The sequence below is a fragment of the Sphingopyxis sp. genome (assembly GCF_035944815.1).
Lineage (GTDB): Bacteria > Pseudomonadota > Alphaproteobacteria > Sphingomonadales > Sphingomonadaceae > Sphingopyxis.
In genome coordinates this window covers 270,328-291,309 of the sequence record NZ_DASZAU010000013.1, presented here as the reverse complement: position 1 = coordinate 291,309, position 20,982 = coordinate 270,328, and the positions used below count along the sequence as shown (strand labels likewise).

Annotated in this window: 18 protein-coding genes; 17 read left to right on the top strand and 1 reads right to left on the bottom strand. The window is 66.2% G+C overall.

Annotation, left to right across the window (positions count from 1 at the left end):
* Positions 1–5: 5 nt before the first annotated feature.
* The 5 genes from VGU00_RS18835 (at position 6) to VGU00_RS18815 (ending at position 10,217) form a co-directional block, all read left to right on the top strand.
* Positions 6–3,212, top strand: coding sequence for an efflux RND transporter permease subunit (locus tag VGU00_RS18835; RefSeq protein WP_327471282.1), 3,207 nt, complete (start codon positions 6–8; stop codon positions 3,210–3,212).
* Complete coding sequence (locus VGU00_RS18830; RefSeq protein ID WP_327471280.1) at positions 3,209–4,624, top strand: efflux transporter outer membrane subunit; 1,416 nt, start codon at positions 3,209–3,211, stop codon at positions 4,622–4,624. Before VGU00_RS18835 ends, VGU00_RS18830 begins: the two co-directional genes overlap by 4 nt.
* 133 nt (positions 4,625–4,757) lie before the next feature.
* Positions 4,758–5,495 carry a hypothetical protein gene (locus tag VGU00_RS18825; RefSeq protein ID WP_327471278.1) on the top strand — a complete coding sequence of 246 codons (738 nt, stop codon included), beginning with the start codon at positions 4,758–4,760 and terminating at the stop codon, positions 5,493–5,495.
* Positions 5,398–6,936: a DNA polymerase Y family protein gene (locus tag VGU00_RS18820; protein WP_327471276.1), complete on the top strand. Its 1,539-nt coding sequence runs from the start codon at positions 5,398–5,400 to the stop codon at positions 6,934–6,936. The genes VGU00_RS18825 and VGU00_RS18820 overlap by 98 nt, the downstream gene beginning before the upstream one ends.
* Positions 6,933–10,217: an error-prone DNA polymerase gene (locus VGU00_RS18815; RefSeq protein WP_327471274.1), complete on the top strand. Its 3,285-nt coding sequence runs from the start codon at positions 6,933–6,935 to the stop codon at positions 10,215–10,217. The genes VGU00_RS18820 and VGU00_RS18815 overlap by 4 nt, the downstream gene beginning before the upstream one ends.
* Before the next feature lie 207 nt (positions 10,218–10,424).
* Here the strand turns inward: VGU00_RS18815 and VGU00_RS18810 are convergent, their stop codons facing one another.
* Positions 10,425–11,237 (bottom strand): flagellin, encoded by an 813-nt coding sequence (locus tag VGU00_RS18810; protein ID WP_327471273.1) that lies wholly within the window; start codon positions 11,235–11,237, stop codon positions 10,425–10,427.
* A 251-nt stretch (positions 11,238–11,488) separates the two neighbouring features.
* Between VGU00_RS18810 and fliE the strand changes: the two genes are divergently transcribed.
* From fliE to fliP, 12 genes are read left to right on the top strand one after another with little or no spacing between them, the layout of a single operon-like run.
* A complete protein-coding gene (gene fliE, locus VGU00_RS18805) occupies positions 11,489–11,842 on the top strand; it encodes a flagellar hook-basal body complex protein FliE (RefSeq protein ID WP_327471271.1) in 354 nt (117 codons plus the stop codon).
* Between the two features lie 3 nt (positions 11,843–11,845).
* Positions 11,846–13,513, top strand: coding sequence for a flagellar basal-body MS-ring/collar protein FliF (fliF, locus tag VGU00_RS18800; RefSeq protein ID WP_327471269.1), 1,668 nt, complete (start codon positions 11,846–11,848; stop codon positions 13,511–13,513).
* A complete protein-coding gene (gene fliG, locus VGU00_RS18795) occupies positions 13,506–14,537 on the top strand; it encodes a flagellar motor switch protein FliG (protein ID WP_327471267.1) in 1,032 nt (343 codons plus the stop codon). The genes fliF and fliG overlap by 8 nt, the downstream gene beginning before the upstream one ends.
* Positions 14,530–15,129, top strand: coding sequence for a FliH/SctL family protein (locus VGU00_RS18790; protein ID WP_327471265.1), 600 nt, complete (start codon positions 14,530–14,532; stop codon positions 15,127–15,129). Before fliG ends, VGU00_RS18790 begins: the two co-directional genes overlap by 8 nt.
* Complete coding sequence (locus VGU00_RS18785) at positions 15,126–16,457, top strand: FliI/YscN family ATPase (protein WP_327471263.1); 1,332 nt, start codon at positions 15,126–15,128, stop codon at positions 16,455–16,457. Before VGU00_RS18790 ends, VGU00_RS18785 begins: the two co-directional genes overlap by 4 nt.
* Entirely contained in the window at positions 16,454–16,900 is a 447-nt protein-coding gene (locus VGU00_RS18780; protein ID WP_327471261.1) for a hypothetical protein, read from the top strand. The genes VGU00_RS18785 and VGU00_RS18780 overlap by 4 nt, the downstream gene beginning before the upstream one ends.
* Positions 16,901–16,920: 20 nt before the next feature.
* Positions 16,921–18,057: a flagellar hook-length control protein FliK gene (locus VGU00_RS18775; RefSeq protein WP_327471259.1), complete on the top strand. Its 1,137-nt coding sequence runs from the start codon at positions 16,921–16,923 to the stop codon at positions 18,055–18,057.
* Positions 18,058–18,074: 17 nt separating this feature from the next.
* On the top strand, positions 18,075–18,680 hold the full coding sequence (locus VGU00_RS18770; protein ID WP_327471257.1) for a flagellar basal body-associated FliL family protein: 606 nt from the start codon (positions 18,075–18,077) through the stop codon (positions 18,678–18,680).
* The gene (locus tag VGU00_RS18765; protein ID WP_327471255.1) at positions 18,677–19,612 is read left to right on the top strand and encodes a flagellar motor switch protein FliM; all 936 of its coding nucleotides are present in this window, start codon (positions 18,677–18,679) and stop codon (positions 19,610–19,612) included. The genes VGU00_RS18770 and VGU00_RS18765 overlap by 4 nt, the downstream gene beginning before the upstream one ends.
* Positions 19,605–19,940 carry a flagellar motor switch protein FliN gene (fliN, locus tag VGU00_RS18760; RefSeq protein ID WP_327471253.1) on the top strand — a complete coding sequence of 112 codons (336 nt, stop codon included), beginning with the start codon at positions 19,605–19,607 and terminating at the stop codon, positions 19,938–19,940. Before VGU00_RS18765 ends, fliN begins: the two co-directional genes overlap by 8 nt.
* On the top strand, positions 19,940–20,218 hold the full coding sequence (locus VGU00_RS18755; protein ID WP_327471251.1) for a flagellar biosynthetic protein FliO: 279 nt from the start codon (positions 19,940–19,942) through the stop codon (positions 20,216–20,218). Before fliN ends, VGU00_RS18755 begins: the two co-directional genes overlap by 1 nt.
* A complete protein-coding gene (fliP, locus tag VGU00_RS18750) occupies positions 20,208–20,978 on the top strand; it encodes a flagellar type III secretion system pore protein FliP (RefSeq protein WP_327471249.1) in 771 nt (256 codons plus the stop codon). The genes VGU00_RS18755 and fliP overlap by 11 nt, the downstream gene beginning before the upstream one ends.
* Positions 20,979–20,982: the final 4 nt, after the last annotated feature.

The window sequence follows — 20,982 nt, the reverse complement described above, 5'->3', positions numbered from 1 at the left end:
GGCCGATGTCGCGCCTTTTCATCAACCGGCCGATCTTTGCGTGGGTGCTGGCGATCATCGTCATGCTCGGCGGCGTCGGCGCGCTTTTTTCGCTGCCGATCGAACAATATCCCGATATCGCGCCGGCGCAGGTGAATATCCGCGCGACCTATCCCGGCGCATCGGCCGAGACGATCGAGAACAGCGTCACGCAGGTGCTCGAACAGCAGCTGACGGGAATCGACGGCCTCCTCTATTTCAGCTCGCAATCGAGTTCGCGCGGGCAGGCCAATATCACCGCGATCTTCGAAAAGGGCACCGACCCCGACATCGCGCAGGTTCAGGTCCAGAACAAGATCCAGTCGGCGATCTCGCGCCTGCCGCAACAGGTCCAGCAACAGGGCGTGCGCGTCACCAAGTCGAACTCGGACACCTTGCTGCTCGTCGGCGTCTATGACGAGACGAACACGCGCGTGAACCAGGACGTGTCCGACTATATGGCGTCGAACATCCAGGACCCGCTGTCGCGCGTCGAAGGGGTGGGCGAGGTCAATATCTTCGGCGCGCCACACGCGATGCGCATCTGGCTCAACCCGCAGCGGCTCGCGGGCGTCTCGCTGATGCCCAGCGACGTGATTTCGGCGATCACCGCTCAGAATAGCGAGGTCGCGGCGGGCGACGTCGGCGGCCTTCCGGCGCCGCAGGGGCAAATGCTCAACGCGACGGTCACCGCACAGTCGCGCATGCAAACGGTCGAAGAGTTCGAGAATATCGTATTGAAGACGCTGCCCGACGGATCGACGGTGCGGATCAAGGATATCGCGCGCGTCGAGATCGGCGCCGAAAGCTACGCCGTCATCAGCCGCATCAACGGCCATCCCGGCGCGGGCATGTCGATCTCGCTGTCGCCGGGCTCCGACGCGCTCGAAACCGCCGACCGCGTGAAGGCGCGCATGGAAGAACTCGCCGCCGATTTCCCCGACGGGCTGACCTACAGCTATGCCAACGACGCGACCGCCTTCATCAAGCTGTCGGTGAGCGAGGTGCAGAAGTCCCTGTTCGAGGCCATTTTGCTGGTCATCCTCGTGATGTTCGTCTTCCTGCAAAGCTGGCGCGCGGTGCTGATCCCCGCGATCGCGGTGCCCGTCGTGCTGCTCGGGACCTTCGCCATTTTCTATATGCTGGGGTTCAGCATCAACACGCTGACGCTGTTCGGGCTGACGCTCGCGATCGGCCTGCTCGTCGACGACGCGATCGTCGTCGTCGAGAATGTCGAGCGGTTGATGGAAGAAAATCCGGGCATGTCGGCGCGCGACGCGACGATCCAGTCGATGAAGGAATTGCAGGTCGCGCTGATCGCGATCGCGCTCGTGCTGTCGGCGGTGTTCATGCCAATGGCCTTTTTCGGCGGATCGACCGGCGTCATCTACCGGCAATTCTCGGTCACCATCGTTTCGGCGATGGCGCTGTCGGTGCTCGTTGCGCTGATCCTGAGCCCGGCGCTCACCTCGACCCTGCTCAAGCCCAAAAATCATGACGAGTCGGCGACCGGCGGCGGACGCTTCCCGCGCGTCCACGCCTTCCTCGAACGCGCGAAGAACGGCTTCAACACGCGGTTCGACCGCTCGGTCGAACGCTATGTCGGCAGCGTAACCAAGGTCGTCGACCGCAAATGGCTGTTCCTCGGCATTTATGCCTTGTTGCTCGTCTGGCTCGTGCTGCTTTTCCTGCGCCTCCCCAGCGGCTTCCTGCCCAACGAGGATCAGGGGCGCGTTTCGGTCCAGTTCCGCCTGCCCGCCGGCGCGACGCAAGCGCGCACGCTCGAAGTGCGCGACGAAATCGAAAAATATATGCTGACGCAGGAAAAGGCGAATACGCAGGCGCTGTTCCTGATCGCGGGCGGCGGCGGCGGCGCGGCGGCGGGCCAGAATACCGGCCAGGGCTTCGTCAACCTGACGCATTGGGACGACCGGCCGGGCAAGGAAAATACCGCCGATGCGATCGCCCAGCGCGCGCGCGCGGCGCTGAGCGGGCTGCGCGATGCCCAGATTTTTGCGCTCGTTCCGGGCGCGGTGCGCGGGCTCGGCGATTCGTCGGGCTTTACCATGCAGTTCCAGAACCGCAGCGGGATGAGCCGCGCCGAATTCGCCGCGGCGCGCGACCGCCTGCTCGCGATGGCGAACGAAAATCCCAGGCTCACCTCGGTGCGCCTGTCCGACCTGCCCGACGTCGCGACGCTGAAAATCGACGTCGATACGCAGCGGCTCACCGCTTATGGCATCAATAACGCCGACGTGAATTCGACGCTCGCGACCGCATGGGGTGGTCGTTACGTCAATGATTTCATCGACAAGGGACGCGTCAAGCGCGTCTATGTGCAGGGCGATGCCCCCTATCGCGCCAAGCCCGAAGACCTCGCCCAATGGTATGTCCGCTCGGCCGATGGCCAGATGTCGCCCTTCTCGGCCTTCGCCAAGACCGGCTGGTCGACGACGCCGAGCAGCAGCTCGCGTTTCCAGGGCGTTCCCGCCTTCGAAATCGCAGGCCAGCCCGCCCCCGGCACCAGTTCGGGCGAGGCGATGGACGAGATGGAACGCATGGCGGGCGAAATTCCCGGCACCAGCGTCGCCTGGTCGGGATCTTCCTATCAGGAACGCCTCTCGTCGGGGCAGGCGCCGCTGCTTTACGGCCTGTCGCTGCTCGTGGTCTTCCTCTGTCTCGCGGCGCTTTACGAAAGCTGGTCGATTCCGCTCGCCGTGCTGCTCGTCATTCCGCTCGGGCTGGTCGGCGCGGTGTTTGCGGTGAATCTGCGCGGGCTCGAGAATGACGTCTATCTCCAGATCGGGCTGCTCACGACGATGGGGTTAGCTGCGAAGAATGCTATCCTGATGATCGAATTCGCCGAACAGGAGGAAAAGAAGGGCAAGCGCGTCATCGAGGCAGCGATCGAGGCCGCCCGCATCCGCCTGCGCCCGATCCTGATGACGAGTTTCGCTTTCATCTTCGGCGTGCTGCCGCTCGCGATCGCGACCGGCGCGGGCGCGAACAGCCGCGTCGCGATCGGCACCTCGGTGATCGGGGGCATGCTCACCGCCGCCTTCCTCGCGATCTTCTTCATCCCGCTCTTCTTTGTCCTCGTCCGCCGCGGCGTGCGCGACGGCCTCGCCGCGGCGCGGGCGCGCTTCGGCAAGAAGAAGGATAGCGGCGAAGGCGCGGCGGAGGTGCCGGCATGATCGGAAAACGCGCCCTCCTGCTCGCCGGCATGCTCGCTCTTGCCGGCTGCTCGCTCGCGCCGAAGACGGTGCTCCCGGCGGCGCCGGTCCCGCAAAGCTGGCCTGCGGGCGACGCCTATCTGCTGCAGAGCGAAGCGGCGCTGCCGATCCTCTCCTACAAAAGCGTCTTCACCGATCCGCGGCTGCAGGCGCTGACCGATCAGGCGCTCGCGAACAACCGCGACCTGCGTGTCGCTTACGCCAATGTCGCGGCAGCGCGGGCGCAGGTACGCGTGACACGGTCGGCGCAATTTCCCGAACTCGGGGTGAGCGCGGGTGCGGGCTATGCGGACAATGGAAGCGGCGCCGGAAATGGTGGGGGCAGCGGCGATTTCTCGCTGCGCGGCGGCATCACGGCCTTCGAACTCGACCTGTTCGGCCGCCTTGCCAATGCGACCGAGGCCGACCGCAATCGCGCGCTCGGCACCGAGGCGGCATCGCGCACCGTGCGCCTCGCGCTCATCGCCAACCTTGCCGAAGCCTGGGCGACCTATGGCGCCGACCGCGACCTCCTCAGGATCGCCGAGGACACTTCGGCGAACGCGCGCGAAAGCGTGCGGCTGACCAAGGCGCGACTCGACGGCGGCGTCGCGCCGCGCACCGACCTCCGCCAGGCCGAACAGATTCTCGCGACCGCCGAGGATTCGATCGCGCAGCAACGCACCGCACTCGCGCAGGACGAAAACCTCATCCGCCTGCTCGTCGGCGGTGATGTCGACCGCGCGCTGCTTCCCGCGAGCCTGACCGAGGTCACGCCATCGATCGTGGCGCTGCCCGCCGGGGTGAGCTCCGAAATCCTGCTCCGCCGCCCCGATGTGATCGAGGCCGAATATGGCCTGCGCGCCGCCAACGCCGACATCGGCGTCGCGCGCGCGCGCCTCTTCCCGTCGATCTCGCTCACCGGTCTGCTCGGCTTCGCGAGCAACGCGCTCTCCAGCCTGTTCGACAGCGGGTCGTTCGGCTGGTCGGCGGGCGGCGATGCGACCGCGACGATCTTCGACGCCGGCGGACGCCGCGCCGGGGTGGCGGTTAGCGAGGCGCAGCGCGATGCCGCGCTCGCGGGCTATGAGGGCGCGATCCAGACCGCGTTCCGCGAGGTTGCCGACGCGCTTGCGGTGCAGGGCACGATTTCGGAACGCGTCCGCGCCGCCGCCGCGAACAGCGAAGCCGCCGCCGATACCGCAACGCTCACCGACGCGCGCTACAAGGGAGGGGTCGACAGCTTCCTTTCCAGCCTCGACGCACAGCGCAGCCTCTATTCGGCGCGGCGGAGCGAGATCGGGACGCAATTGCTGCTCGCCCAGAGCCGAATCGCGCTGTTCCGCGCACTCGGCGGCGACAGCAGCGCGGGAAGCGAAACAACCGCACGCTAACCCCTTCTAGTCGCACCATTTCCTGACCCTTCTTGACAAGCGCTATTCCGAAAGCGCTAATAGAACATATCAGGAACAAATGATGCGCGAGTCGTCCTCCCAACTCGCCGGGCTGCGCCAACGCATCGCCCGGATGGCCACCAGTGGTGGCTTCGAAAGCCGTCCGGCCGAGGGCTGGCTGGCGAGCGGGCACGCGCGCTTCGACGATGCGATCGGCGGCGGGCTCGCAATCGGACGCACCCATGAATTTTTCGCCGCCGACGCGCTCGACGCCACCAGCGCCGCCGCCTTTGCGGCGCTCATGGCCTTGCGTACGCCGGGCAAGGCGCCGCTGATCTGGCTGCGCACGAGCGATGCCGGGAAGCGCAACGGCCATATCTATGCGCCCGGCATCGCCGAACTCGGCGGCGACCCCGACCGGCTTTTGCTCGTCGAGACCGCCGATCCCAAAATGCTGCTCGCCTGCGCGAACGACGCGATCCGCTGCACCGGATCGACGGCGGTGATCGTCGAAAGCTGGGGCAAATTCCCTTTGCTCGATCTGACCGCGGGGCGCCGCCTCGCGCTCGGCGCGCGCGATGCCGGCACGACCTTGCTGATCCTCCGCCTGGGTGCCGTACCCGCGCCGAGCGTCGCCGAAACGCGCTGGAGCGTCGCCGCCGCGCCCTCGCACGAGCTGGAGGCCAACGCCCCCGGCGCCCCCGCCTTCGATCTCGAACTGCTGCGCTGGCGCGGCGGTGCTGCCGGCGCGCGCTGGCGACTGGACTGGAACCATGACGAAAAATGTTTCGGGGACCCGGCGCTATCTGGCGCTCTTCTTCCCCTTCCTTCCCGCCGAACGATGGCTGCGCACGGCGCCGCGGCGGCCTGAATCCCCGCTCGTCTTTGCCGAAAAGCAGCGCGGCGCGATGCGCCTCGCGAGCGTCGATGCGGCGGCGCTCGCGGTCGGGCTGCGGGCCGGCATGCCGCTCGCCGATGCGCGCGCGCAAATCGGCGAACTCGCCGTCGTCCCGCACGATCCGGTGCTCGACCATGGATGGCTCGACCGGCTCGCGCAGGGCTGTGCGCGCTACACGCCGCTCGTCGCGCTCGACGCCCCCGACGGGCTGATCCTCGACATTGCGGGGGCCGAACATCTCTTTGGCGGCGAGGACGGGCTGGTCGCCGACATCGACATGCGCCTCGCACGGCTCGGCCTGACATTCCGCCACGCACTCGGTCCGACCGCCGATGCCGCGCGGGCGCTCGCACGCTATCAGGCGCGCCCCGCGCCCGACGAGGCACAGGCCATCCGCCGCCTGCCCGTCGCCGCGCTCGAACTCGATGCCGAGGCGACGACCGCGCTCGTCCGCGCAGGGCTGAAGACGATCGGCGACCTCGCCAGCCGCCCGATGGCGAATCTCGCCGCACGCTTCGGCGCCGACGCCGCGATGGCGCTGCGCCGCCTATTGGGCGACGCACCGAGCCCGCTCGACCCGCGCGTCGCACCGCCGCCCGTGGTCGCCGAGCGCCGCTTTGCCGAGCCGCTCGGCAGCACCGCGCACGCGACCAAAGTGCTTGCCGAGCTCGTAGGCGAAGCGATCGAAGACCTCACCGAACGCGGCAAGGGCGGGCGCCATTTCCGGGCGACCTTCTTTCGCAGCGACGGCCTCGCGCGCAGCATCGCGATCGAAACCGGCCATCCGACGCGCGACACGGGCCTCGTCATGCGCCTCTTCGCCGAACGTATGGACAGCCTCGCCGACCCGCTCGATCCCGGTTTCGGCTTCGACATGATCCGCCTCGCGGTGCCGCGGCTCGAAGCGCTCGGCGCGAGCCAGCTCAAGCTCGAGGGCGGTGCGGTGAAGGAGGCTGCAATCGACGCGCTCGCCGACCGTCTCGCGACGCGGCTCGGTCGCGGGCGGGTGCGGCGTTTCCGCCCCGCCGACACGCATATTCCCGAACAGGCGCAGCTCGAGTTGCCCGCGATCGACGCCCCCGCGCCTTCGCCTTGGCAGGAGCCCGAACCCGGCGAGCCCCCGACGCGCCCTTTCCATCTCTTCGACCCGCCGCAGCCGATCGAAGTGATCGCCGAGGTGCCCGACGGCCCGCCGCACCAGTTCCGCTGGCGCCGGCAGGCGCACGCGGTCCGCCGCTACGAAGGCCCCGAACGCGTCGCCGCCGAATGGTGGCGCCGCCGCGACAATGGCGGGCTGACGCGCGACTATTACCGCGTCGAGGATGCGCAGGGCCGCCGCTTCTGGCTCTTCCGCCACGGCCTCTACGACGAAAAGCCCGACCCGCGCTGGTATATCCACGGGGTCTTTGCATGAACAACGATAGCGACATTTCGCCCGGCTTCGCCGAACTGGTCGCCGCGACCAACTACAGCTTCCTGCGCGGCGCCTCTCATGCCATCGACATGGTCGCCGAGGCGGTCAGGCTCGGCATGCCGGGGATCGGGATCGCCGACCGCAACAGCGTCGCCGGGGTGGTGCGGGCACTGACGGGGCTGCGCAAGCTAGGCGAGAAAGCCGCTGAGGAAGGCGTCGAGCTTCCACCACTCAAGATCGTCGTCGGCGCGCGTCTGGTGTTCGACGACGGCACGCCCGACATCATCGCCTATCCGACCACGCGCCACGGCTGGGGCCGCCTGACCCGCATGCTCACCATTGGCAATCGCCGCACCGAAAAGGGCGATTGTGTGATGAAGTTCGAGAATCTGCGGATCCATTGCGAGGACATGCTGCTGATTGCGATGGCATCGGACAAAGACGAATTCCTGTTGCGCCGCCTCGCACGATTGGCGCCCGCCGCGCTGTGGCTCGGCGCAACGATGCCGCACGGCGGTGCGGATCGGCGACGCCTGTCCCGATTGCAAACCTTGGCCGACCGGATCGGCATTCCGCTGCTCGCGACCAACGATGCACTCTATGCGACCCGCGAGCAGCGGCCGCTGCATGATGTCGTGACCTGCATCCGCGAGGGAACCAGCTTGGGTGACGCCGGTCGCCTACTTCGTGCCAATGGCGAACGCCATCTGAAATCGCCGCAGGAGATGCGTCGCTTGTTCCGCGGTTGCCCAGAGGCAGTCGACGAGAGCATCCGCATATTGGACCGCATCGCCTTCTCGCTCCGCGACCTCCAATATGAATATCCGCACGAGCCGGTGCCCGAGGGGTGGGAGCCGCAAAGCTGGCTCGAGCATATGGTGATGGCGGCGGCGAACAAGCTGCACCCCGATGAGCTACCGCAACGCTGGCAGGAGGTACTCGACGAGGAACTCACCCTCATCCGGAAATGCAATTTCGCCTGCTATTTCCTGACCGTCCACGACATCGTCAAATTCGCACGGACCCAAGACCCGCCGATTCTGTGTCAGGGGCGCGGGTCGGCAGCCAACTCGCTCGTCTGCTATTTGCTCGAAATCACCTCCATCGACCCGATCGCGAACAATCTGCTCTTCACCCGCTTCCTGTCCGAGGAACGCCGCGAGCCACCCGACATCGACGTCGATTTCGAGCACGAACGGCGCGAGGAGGTGATGCAATATGTATATCGCCGCTACACGCGGCGGCGCGCAGGTATCGCCGCGACGGTGATCCATTACCGCCCGCGCAGCGCAGTCCGCGAGGTCGGGAAAGCGCTGGGCCTCAGCGAAGATGTCACGCAGCGGCTTGCCGACACGACCTGGGGCAGCTGGGGCAGCGAAATGCCCGTCGAACGCTTCATCGAAGCGGGCCTCGACCCCGAGCTGGACGATATCGCCCGTCTGCAATGGATCGTTTCGCAGCTGCTGACCTTTCCCCGCCACCTGTCACAGCATGTCGGCGGCTATGTGTTGACCGAGGACCGGCTCGACGAGACGGTGCCGATCCACAACGCCGCGATGGAGGACCGCACCTTCATCGAATGGGACAAGGACGACATCGATGAGCTGGCGCTGATGAAGGTCGATGTCCTCGCGCTCGGGATGCTCACCTGCATTCGCAAATGTTTCGACCTGATGCGGCTGCACGACCTTGAGGATCATGATCTCAAGAGCGTGCCGCCCGAGGATCCCGTCGTTTACGACATGCTCTGCAAGGGCGACAGCATAGGGGTGTTCCAAGTCGAAAGCCGCGCACAGATCAACATGTTGCCTCGGCTCAGACCACGCAAATTCTACGATCTGGTGATTCAGGTCGCCATTGTCCGGCCGGGTCCCATCGAAGGCGATATGGTCCACCCTTATCTGAGGCGTCGCAACAAAGAGGAAAAACCGGAGCTGCCCCTACGAGCCGGGTCGGAAGCGAACGAACTCGAAGAGGTGCTCGGAAAAACCGAGGGCGTGCCGCTCTTTCAGGAGCAGGCAATGAAATTGGCCATCGTCGCCGCAGGCTTTACCCCCGATGAGGCCAATGGTCTCCGACGGGCGATGGCGACCTTCCGCAACGTCGGCACTATCCATCAGTACAAGGAAAAGATGATCGGCGGCATGACACGCCGCGGATATGAAGCTGATTTCGCGGCTCGATGCTTCAAGCAGATCGAGGGCTTCGGCAGTTACGGCTTTCCCGAAAGCCATGCCCAGTCCTTCGCCAAGCTCGTCTATGTTTCATCGTGGCTGAAATGCCATCACCCCGCCGTCTTCGCCTGTGGCATCCTCAATTCGCAGCCGATGGGATTTTATGCCCCCGCGCAGCTTGTGCGCGATGCGCGCGAGCATGGAGTCGAGGTGCGCGAGGTCGATGTGAATGCGAGTCATTGGGACAATAGTCTCGAGCGAAAGGGCGACGGCAGCCTCGCGCTGCGGCTCGGGTTCCGGCAGGTCGACGGGTTTCGCGAGGAGTGGGCCATACAGATTGCGAAGGCGCGGGTCGCTGCCTCTTTCACCTCGGTCGAGCAACTCGCACGCCGCGCCAACCTGCCATCGCGCGCGCTGCGCCTCATTGCGGATGCCGATGCGTGCCGGTCGATGGGGCTCGAGCGGCGGCCCGCGCTTTGGGATGCACGGCGCGTGCAGCAGGGGGTGCTGCCGCTGTTCGGCGCGGTGGAGGCGAACGAACTGGGCTTTGAAGAAGATGCAGCACTGCCACCGACGCCGATGGTCGAGCATGTACTGACCGATTACCAGACCACCCGGCTGTCGCTGAAAGGCCACCCGATGGCGTTCCTTCGCCGCGATTTCAAACGCGAGGGCGTGCTGAGCGCCGCTGAGGTCGCCAAGGCGAAGAACGGCTCAATCGTCCGCACCGCGGGCGTCGTGCTGATCCGCCAGCGCCCCGGCAAGGGCAATGCGATCTTCATCACGCTCGAGGACGAGGGCGGGATCGTCAACATATTGCTCTGGGCGCGCCATTTCGAACGCTATCGTCGCGCCGTCATGGCGTCACGGCTGATGCTTGCCGAGGGCGAAGTGCAGCGGAGCAAGGAGGGCGTGATCCACCTGATGGCGACGCGGATTCTCGACCGGACGGCGATGCTCGACACGCTGGGCAGCGATCGGCGTTTCGATCCAGACGTTTGCCACGCCGACGAGGTGAAACATCCGCAACTGCCACGCGGCCATGCGGCGAAGCACGGTCATCCGCGCGACGTCCGCATCCTGCCCAGGTCCCGGGATTTTCATTGATGCATCGTTTTCCGGCTGACACCGGAAGCAGCACCGGCCCGCTCCCCCACCCGACCTCCCATAGAATACTATGTGAGGAGGTCGGGTGGGGGAGCGGGCCGGTGCCGCGCCTTCGAGAAAGATGATGCCCCGGCTGTGGGGGCCGGGGCATCGTATCAGGCTATCTAAGGGACCAACCGAATATAGCCTGAAATTTGTTCGCGAAACTTAGCGAAGCAGGTTCATCACGCCCTGCGAGCTCTGGTTTGCCTGGGCGAGCATCGCGGTCGATGCCTGCGCCAGAATGCCGGCAGCCGCGAGGTTCGTCGATTCGACCGAGAAATCGGCGTCTTCGATGCGCGACTTCGATTCCGACAGATTCGTGACGGTCGACGTCAAATTGTCGACAGCCGAGGTCAGGCGGTTCTGCTGCGCACCCAGATTGGCGCGTTCGGTGGCGACCGTCTGGATCGCCGTGTCGAGCGTCGCGAGCGCACCCGAGGCGCCGGCAGCGGTCGAGAAGTCGAGGCCGTCGACGCCGAGGCCGGCGGCCTGGAGGTCTTCGATCACGACGTTCACGACTTCGCCGTCGTTGAGGCCGGTCTGGATGTCGAGATCGGCGGTGCCGTCGAGCAGCGCGGTACCGTTGAAGGTGGTGCGCGTTGCAACGTCGTCGATCTGCGCGATCAGCGCGGTGACTTCGGTCTGGATCGCGGTGCGGTCGTCGTCGCCGAGCGTGCCGGTCGAAGCCTGCATCGCGAGGTCACGCATACGGACGAGGATGTCCGCGATGCTGCCGGCGGCGCTGTCGGCGGTCTGCGCGAGCGAAATACCGTCGTTGGCGTTGCGGATCGCCTGCGTCAGGCCGCGGGCGCTGGCGTCCATGCGGGTCGCGATGGCGAGGCCGGCTGCGTCATCCTTGGCGCTGTTGATGCGCTTGCCGCTCGACAGGCGTTCCATCGCCTGCGACTGCATTTGGTTCGCGACGCGCGAGTTGTTCTGGGCGCGAAGCGCGCTCACATTGGTGTTGATGACAGTCATCTTTGTTCCTTTCCGGCCTCGATGGCCATTCCCGTGATGTGAGGGCTCGAGGAGCGGTCACGGAAAGCAGTAACGACAGGCGGCGGCGGCGCTTAAGCCCACCCCGTCAAAAAAACGCCGAAAGCGATCGGTAGACGGCACCCTCTTCAATCAAACACATGAAAACAAACGAATAAAATATTTGGCACGAGCTTTGCATTCTTCTTTGCGTGTGCGGCGCATTGCCGCGCATCAGGACGGATGAAGAAGCAATGAGCACGATTGACCCGAGCCGGCTGCTGCAGATGCGCAGCTCGATCCTCAATCAGAACCAGGCGCTGCAGCGCGCTGCAGGTCGCGGCGGCATCGGCGCGGCCGAAGGCGGCATCGAGAGCGCGGGCGGAACGCCCGATTTCGGCGCTGCAATCAACAATGCGCTGCAACAGGTCAATGCCCAGCAATCGAAGGCAAGCCAGATCAGCGAAGCCTATGAGCGCGGCGACACGCACGACATCGTCAGCGTGATGATCGAGCGCCAGAAGGCCTCGCTCGGCTTCGAAACCACCCTGCAGGTCCGCAACAAGCTGCTGTCCGCGTACCGCGACATCATGAACATGCCGGTGTAATCCATGGCCGAAGCCCAGATCCTTACCCCCGTCCCCAACGCGCTCGACGACGGGTCCGCCAACCGCCTTCCCGCCCCCCTCCTGGGCGGGCGGCTTGCGCCACTGACCCAGTTCATCCGCCAGCCCGCGGTCCAGCGCGCGCTGCCCGCGATCGCGATGACCTCGGCGATCGGCATCGCCGCACTCGCATATTTTACCATGCAGTCGGCGCCGCAGGCACAGCTGTTCGCCGGGCTCGACGACGCCGACAAGGCGGCGGTCGCCGACGCGCTGCAGTCGCAGGGCATCGCCCATAGCATCGACGCATCGACCGGCGCGCTGACCGTCGATGCCGACAAATTGCATCAGGCACGTATCGCACTCGCCGGACAGGGCCTGCCCAAGGCGGCACCGAGCGGCGACAGCCTGATCGCATCGCTGCCCATGGGGTCGAGCCGCGCGATCGAGGGCGAAGCGCTGCGTTCGGCACGTGAAGCCGACCTGTCGCGCACGATCGAGACGATCGACGCGGTCAAGAGCGCCCGCGTCCACGTCGCCGCGGCCGAACCCAGCCTGTTCGTCCGCGAAGACAAGCCGGCAACCGCTTCGGTGATGCTGACGCTGCAGAACGGCCGCTCGCTCAGCGACGGGCAGGTGCAGGCGATCCGCTTCCTCGTCGCCTCGTCGGTGCCCGGCATGAACGCCGATCAGGTGTCGGTGATCGACCAGCGCGGCGCACTGCTCTCCGATACCGCGTCGGGCAGCGACATGAAGGCCTTCCAGCTTCAGCTTCAGGTCGAAGACCGCTTCCGCCGCGCGCTCGACACCTTGCTCGGTCCGATGCTCGGCGCCGGCAATTATACCGTCGAGGTCCACGCCGATGTCGACATGTCCGAAAGCCAGGCGACGCGCGAAAGCTTTCCCGAGAACGACCGCGCGCTGACCAGCGAACAGATCACCCGGTCGACCAGCGGATCGGCCCCGGCGCCCGCCGTCGGCATCCCCGGCGCGCTGTCGAACCAGCCCCCGCAGGCGACGACGGTCACGGCGAACGGGCCGCAGCCCGTGCCCGCACCCACCCCTGCGGCCGGCACCGAAAGCAATGAGAATGCCGCGCGCGCCTATGAAGTCGGCCGCGAGATTTCGGTGACGCACTCGCCGCAGGGCAAGCTTCGCCGCGTCTCGGTCGCGGTCGCGCTCAATCAGGGCAAGAAGGCGCTGACACAAGCCGACCTGACCAAGATCGACAATCTGGTTAAGGGCGCAATCGGCTACGACGCCACGCGCGGCGACCTCGTTGCGATCAACCAGCGTCCGTTCGTCGCCGTCGAGGACACATCGCCCGCCTTTTACGACCAGGGCTGGTTCATGCCGCTGGTCCAGCAGGTCGGTGCCATCCTCGCCGCACTGCTCGCCTTCCTGTTCATCGGCCGCCCGATGATCCGCGCCGCGAAGGAACGCGCCGCGAAGCGCGCCGAACAGAATCAGGCGATCGAACAGTCGCTGCTCGCCGCGACCGACCGACCGGCGCTCGGCAATACCCAGAATAACCGCGAAATCACGCTCGAGATGATCGAACAGGCGCCGAGCTATGAGGCCCGCGCCAATCTGGTCCGCGCCTTCGTCCGCCAGGATTCGGCGCGCGCCGCGCTCGTCGTTCGCCACCTGATGCAGGAGGGCGCCCGTGCCTGACGTCGCCGAACTGGATACCCTGCCCGCAGCGCCCGCGATCGAAGGTTCGGCCGCCGCCGCAATCCTGCTGATGCTGCTCGACGAAAGCGAAGCTGCGACGATCCTGAAGCAGCTGGCACCCGAAGAGGTCCGCCAGCTTGCCAAGGCAATGTTCGACACCGCCAACGCCAGCGAACAGCAGATCGGGCAGGCGCTCGACCGTTTCGTGACGCGCAGCCGCGATGTCAGCGCGCTCGCGATCGGCGCCGACACGCGCATCCGCACCGTCATGAACGAAGCCGTCGGCAACGTCCGCGCCGACAATATCCTCGCCGCCGTCGCTCCGCAGCGGAGCGCCGCGTCGCTCGAGATCCTCCGCTGGATGGACGTCGACGCGATCAGCGGCCTGCTCGCCAGCGAGCATCCGCAGGTCGGTGCACTGATCCTCTCGGTGCTTGTCCCCGATATCGCCGCCCGCGCGATCGAGACGCTCGACGAAGTGCTGCAGGCCGACCTGGTGCTTCGCGCCGCGATGCTCACCTCGGTCCCCGCCGCCGCGATCGAAGATCTGGAATCGGTGCTCGCCAGCGCCAATGTCGATGGCCAGCGCGTCGCCAAGCAGGCGATCGGCGGTCCGAGCGACGTCGCGAAGATCATGAAAAAGATGCCGAAGCAGCTTTCGGAACGCACGATCCGCGCGCTCAAGAAACACGACCGCATCCTCGCCCAGACGATCGAGGAAGAGATGTTCATCTTCGAAAATCTGCGCGACCTCGACAAGAAGAGCCTCGGCAGCGTGCTGCGCTCGGTCGACGCGGCGCAGCTCGCGATCGCGCTGAAGGGCACCGACGAGGATATGGTCGATCTGTGCCTCGCAACGATGTCGAAGCGCGCATCGGAGACGATCCGCGACGAAATGGCCGAGATGACGATGGTCAAGCGCGCCGACGTCGACGAAGCGCAAAAGGGCATCATGCTGATCGTCCGCCAGATGGCGGCGGCCGGCGAAATCATGATTGCCGGCGGTGGCGACGACTATGTCTGATCGCACCGCCGAAACGGGCTTTGCTCCCGTCTCGCTCAGCGAAGCGATGGCGCGCAAGAGCGGCTTTCGTCCGCTGTCCTTCGCGCCCTCGCCTGCTGCCGAGCAGGCGGAACTGGAAAGCCCCTTGGAGATCGATCTCGACGATCCGTTCGCGCGCGGCCTTGCCGAAGGCCAGCGTATCGCCGAAGCAGCGTTCGTCGCCGAGCGCCACCAGTTGCTCGCGCTGCTCGCCGGCGCCGAAGCGCTGCAGGACGAACCGAGCGAGGAGCTGGCGCAGCTGATCGCCGAAACCGTAGAACAGCTGGTGCGCCAGATCGTGGCCACTGCACCGATCGATGCCGAATGGCTGCAGGCCCAAGCCGAAACCGCCGCTGCGATGGTCGCCGACGCCGACAACGCGCGCACCTTGTGGGTCCACCCCGACGACGCCGCCCTCCTCGCCGACTGCCCGCTGACGCTGGCCGTCGAAAGCGATCCGGCGATGGTACGCGGGACCATCCGCCTCGAAACCTCGACCGGCTGGATCGAACATGGTCGCGCCGTCTATCTCGACGAATTGCGCGCGGCGCTCGGCACGGGGGGGGGCGCATGACGCGCCGCCTCGCCCTGTCCGCACAGCAGCTTCTCGACACCGTCGACCTGGCGAACGCCAGCCCCCGCCGTATCGGTACGCTCGTCGCGCACGAGGGCATCATGCTCGAAGTGTCGGGTTTCCCGCAGCCGCTGGGCAGCAACGTCCGCATCAAGTCGGCCGACAATGATTATGTTTATGGCGAAGTCGTCGGCTTCCGCGGCCACCGCAGCCTCGTCCTGCCGTTCGACACCAACAAGCCTCTGGTCACCGGCGCGCCGGTCGAACCGCATGGCGCAAGTTCGATGGTCCCCGTCGGCAAGACGCTGCTCGGCCGCATCATGGACGCGCAGGGCAATCCCCTCGACGGCCGCCCGGCGATCAAGTCGCAGTTCCAGTGGCCGCTCGCCGGCCGCAAGGTCAATCCGCTCCGCCGCGGCCGCGTGACCAAGCCGCTCAACATGGGCGTGCGCGCGATCAACGGCCTGCTCACCGTTGGCGAAGGCCAGCGCGTCGCGATCATCGCGGGTTCGGGCGTCGGCAAATCGGTGCTGATGGGCCAGATGATCGCCGGCACCGAATGCGACGTCATCGTCGTCGGCCTGATCGGCGAGCGCAGCCGCGAAGTCAGCGACTTCGTCGAAACCAAGCTGCCCCCCGAAGTCCGCAAGAAATCGGTCGTCGTCGCGGTCCCCGCCGACCATCCGCCTTTGCTCCGCCTGCGCGCCGCGATGCGCGCAACCGCGATCGCCGAAGCGTTCCGCGCCGAGGGCAAGAAAGTCCTGCTGTTGATCGACAGCCTGACACGCGTTGCGCATGCGCAGCGCGAGATCGGCCTGACGCTGGGCGAACCGCCGACGATGAAAGGCTATCCGCCGTCGGTCTTCGCGCTCATTCCCTCGCTCTGCGAACGCGCCGGTATCGACCGCGAAACCGGCGGATCGGTCACCGCGCTCTACACCGTGCTCGCCGACGGCGGCGACATCGACGATCCGGTCGTCGACAGCGCCCGCGCGATCGTCGACGGCCATATCATCCTGTCGCGCCAGCTTGCCGAACAGGGCGTCTATCCCGCGATCGACGTCGCGCGTTCGCTGTCGCGTACGATGGCCGATTCGGTCGATCCCGAACATGCCGCCGCCGCGACGCGCTTTCGCCAGCTGTGGTCCGCTTATGAAGAGAACCGCGATCTGATGCTGATGGGCGCCTATGTCGCCGGCAACGATCCGGTGCTCGACGAAGCGATTGCCCGCCACGCCGACCAGTTCGCCTTCGTAACCCAGCCCGCCAAGGCGCGGGTCGATTTCGACATTTCACGCCAAACCCTGATTGAAGGATATTCTGCATGACCGCCCGTACCGCACGCCGCAAACGTATCATCCGCGTGCGCACCGTCGAACATCAGATGGCGGAGGCCAATCTCGCGCGCGCCAATGGCGAGCTGGCGAACCTCGTCGAACTGGCGAGGCGGCTCGAAACGCTGCGCGTCGACCTTGCGATGGCCAAAGGGGCGGTCGCCGGGGGTGCGCTCAATACGATCGGCGAACTCGCCATGCGTCTCGACATGGCGAAGGAGAATCTGACCGCGCCGCTCAGCAACGCGAGCGCGCGCCGCGACCATATGGGCGCGCTTGCGCAAAGCGCGATGATCAAGGAGGAATCGGCGGTTCGGCTGTACGAACGCAGCCGTAAATCGGCCGAAGCCGAGCAGGAACGCCGCAGCGACGCCAACCGCCCGCACCGGGCACGCGGCGGCATGCGCCTGCGCCTGATCGAAGGCGGTGCGGCATGACGAGCACCCCGTCTCTCCCCATGACGCAGCCCATGATGCCTGCGGGCTTCGCAGCCTTCCTCACCAATATCGGACAGGTTTCCGACGGTGGCGGCGAGGGCGGTTTCGACCAGTTGCTCGCCGCAGCACCGGTCGCAGCCACTTCGGCCGTGGGTGCCACAGTGGCGATCAGGATCGATCCGTCGCTGTCCGGCGCGACCCCCAATCCGCAAATCGAAAGCCCACCCGTCGAAAAGGGCGCCGCTGACGCTCCCGGCGTCAAGGAAAGGCCCGTCACGGCCGAACCGGCCCCGGCCGATGCCGCCGCCCTCGCTGCGACCCTGCTGATCGCGCTCAAAGGCGGTGCGTCGGATCCCGCGGCCGTTCCCGGCAAGCCGCGTCCAACCGAATCTGAAACCGACGTCATGCCCGATGCAGCAATCGCGGGTGATCCGCCTGCGAGCACCGTCGCAACGAACTGGGCCGCGATCGTTGCCGCGACCGTCCCGGTCGCAACCAAAGCCACCAAGCCGGCCGGGACGCCGTCCGCTCCGGAAGCCGATACGCCACCGACCGCACCGGCGCTGCCGCGCATGCGCGAGGCCGGGACCCCGATGCCGATCCTCGGCGGCGCCGAAATGCCGGTCGCAAAACCCGTCGAGGCTGCACCCTCGATGACGATCCTCTTCACGCAGCTTGGCACGCAAGGCACGGGGCTCTCCGAAACGGCGGCGCCCGCCGTCGTCGCCGAACGCGTGCTCGACATGGATAGCGACGGCGCATGGATCGACCAGCTGGCGCGCGATATCGCCGCGACCAAATCGGATAGCGGCGACATCAGCTTTCGCCTGATGCCCCGGCACCTTGGTCGCCTCGACGTCGCGATGCAAATGGGCGACGACGGCGTCGCGCTGAAGATGGATACGCATCACGAAGCCACGGCGACGATCGTCACCGCGGCGCAGGGCCGCCTCGTCGACGAACTGCGTCAGCAGGGCGTCCGCGTTACCGGCGCCGAAGTCACCTGTACGCCAGGAGAGACCGGCCGCCAGTCGTCCAGCCAGGGCCAGGGTCGTGCCGCCGCGCAGGACACCGCCCACCTCATCGAAACTGCCATCGAACGCGCCGAGCCGCGCGACGAAGACCGCGCCGCCGAACGCCGCGGCCGCTTCGCCTGATCAGAAAGGGTCCCATCATGGCCAAGGATAATGTCGAAGACGCGCCCAAGAAGAAGGGCAAGTTCAAGAAGCTGCTACTGATCAGCGTCGCCGCGATCGCATTGATCGGCGCCGGCGCCGGCGCCGGCATCTATTTCGGTGCCCTGTCGGCGCATGAGGCGAAGCCCGAGGATAAATATCCGAAGCTCGTCCTGCGCAGCGAAGATAGCGCCGAACCCGCCGCCGAAGGCGAGGACAAGGAAGCGCCGCCGAAGGTCGGCACCGTGTCGGTGCCGAACGACCGGTTCAAGGTCGACCCGCGCAAATATGAGATCACCTATTATCCAATCACCGACAATTTCACGACGAACCTCGCCGACGGATCGGGCTTCCTGCAGATAGGTATCAGCCTTTCCACCTTCTATGACGGCAAGGTTATCAATAATATCAAACGGCAGGCCGTGCCGATCCGCTCGGTCGTCCTTATGGTGCTCGCCGAACAGGATCCGGCGTTGCTCTCCACATCACAGGGGAAACAGCGGCTTCAACGCCAGTTGACGGCCGCCATCAACGATGTGCTGCGCGACAAGGAAGGTTTCGGGGGTATCGACAATGTCTATTTTACGAGCCTGGTGATTCAGTGACCGCCAGTGCCAAATCCGTCAAAGCCGTGAAGGCTCCGGCGGCGCCATCCGCATCGCCCGCCGATGCGAAGGCGTCGTTGCTGCTGCGCAAGGCCGAGGGCAGCTATGCCTTTCCCGCGCTCGAAGGCGTTGCGAACCAGTTTGCGCGCAGCCTGCGCGATCTCGTGCGCGCGCTCGGCACGCCGACGATCCAGGTCGAGCGCGCAAGCGCCGAACAGATGGGCTTCGCCGAATGGAACGCCTCGGCCGCGCCTGCGATCTTCTGGCGCTATCATGCACCGCCGCTGAAGGGCCCGGTGCTGATCGCCGCAGCGCGGCCGCTGATCCTCCAGCTCGTCGACATCTTCTACGGCGGCAAAGGACAACTCGCTGCCGAACGCGAAGATCTGACCGACGCCGAAGAGCGTTTCGCGGCGCGCCTTGGCCGTGACATGGGACTGCAACTCGCCGCCGCATGGCGCGACAAGCTGGCGATCGAACCCGAACTCGATTGTGTGACGACCGACCCCGCGAAGCTCGCAGCGGTCCGCGCCGACGACGAGATGTTCGTCCAGCATTTCACCCTGCGCGGCGCACCGTTCGAAGGCCGGACGATCGCCTGCGCCTATCCGCTCGCGGCGCTGCGCGGAATCGCCGGAGCCGAAATCCTCGAGACCCAGGCTGCGAACGATGCCGACCCGCTGTGGTCGAACGCCCTCAACAAGGCGCTGCGCGACGTGCGCCTGCCCGTCCGTTCGGTCCTCGCCCGCCCCGAAATCAGCCTCGTCAAACTGCTGGCCCTCGAGGTTGGCGACATCATTCCGCTGACCATGCCGCGCCACGTGCCGGTCACCGTAGCCGGTCGCAGCTTCGCGGTCGGCAGCATCGGCGAAGCCAATGGCAACGCCGCCATCATGATCGAACATATCGAAAAAGGACCGAACCATGACTGACATCGACGCCCCCGCGGCGCCCCGCGCCGACCGCCGCGACAACAGGAATATCGCCGCAGCGCCCAATTTCGACCTGCTCGCCGGCGTCTCGCTGCGCGTATCGGTCGAGGTCGGTTCGACCTCGATGACGCTCGCCGACCTGCTCGCGCTCGGCGAAGGCAGCGTGATCGAACTCGACCGGGCCGCGACCGACCTGCTCGACATCTATGCGAACGGAACCCTCATCGCGAAGGGCGAGATCGTCAGCGTCGACGGCCGATACGGCATCCAGGTCGCCGAAATCGTCGCGCCGGCGCGCGGCCTCGAAGGTTTCGAGCGGAGGGCCTGATGTTCGAATATATCCTGCGCCTGCTCATCCTGCTGCCGATCATCGGCGGCATGGCGTGGGGCAGCCTGTGGCTGTGGAAACGCGTCCAGATGGGCGTTCCGCTTGTCGGCGGGGCCGCCAAGACACGCGCCGTCGAGATGGTCGACGTGCTGCCGCTCGGTCCGGGATCGAAGCTCGCGGTAGTCGAATTTGCCGGGCAGCGGGTGCTGATCGCCGTTTCGCGCAACGGCATCACGCGGATCGCCGACGACAGCCAGGGCGACTTCCATGCGGACTGATCGCCGCTTCTGGCTGCGCGCCGCGGCGCTCGCTGGCGGCGCCGCGCTGCTCTGCGCCGCGCCGGCCGCCTACGCCCAGACGGCCGACGGCCTGAACCGCGCAGTAAGCGAAATCGGCGGCGACGGCCGTCCCTTGAGCCTGTCGCTCCAGATTCTCGTCCTGATGAGCCTGCTGACGGTGTTGCCGTCGCTGCTCCTCATGATGACGAGCTTCACACGGATCATCATCGTGCTGTCGATCCTGCGCCACGCGCTCGGGCTCCAGCAGACCCCGCCGAACCAGGTGCTCGTCGGCCTCAGCCTCTTCCTTTCGCTATTCGTGATGCAACCCGTCATCAGCGAAGTGAACCGCGTCGCCATCACCCCCTATGGGCAGGAACAGATCGACATCGGCGAGGCGGTATCGCGATCGGGCGACGCGCTGCACGGCTTCATGATGAAGCAGACGCGCAAGACCGACCTGATGATGTTCGCCAAGATCGCCAAGGCCCCGACCTATGCGAGCCCGAAGGACGTGCCCTTTTCGATCCTGCTTCCCGCCTTCGTCACCAGCGAACTCAAGACCGCGTTCCAGATCGGCTTCCTGATCTTCCTGCCCTTTCTCGTCATCGACTTGATCGTCGCTTCGGCGCTGATGTCGCTGGGCATGATGATGCTGTCACCGACAATCATATCGATGCCCTTCAAGCTGCTGCTCTTCGTCCTCGTCGATGGCTGGGCACTGACGATGGGATCGCTTGCCTCCTCCTTCGTGAGTTAGCGCG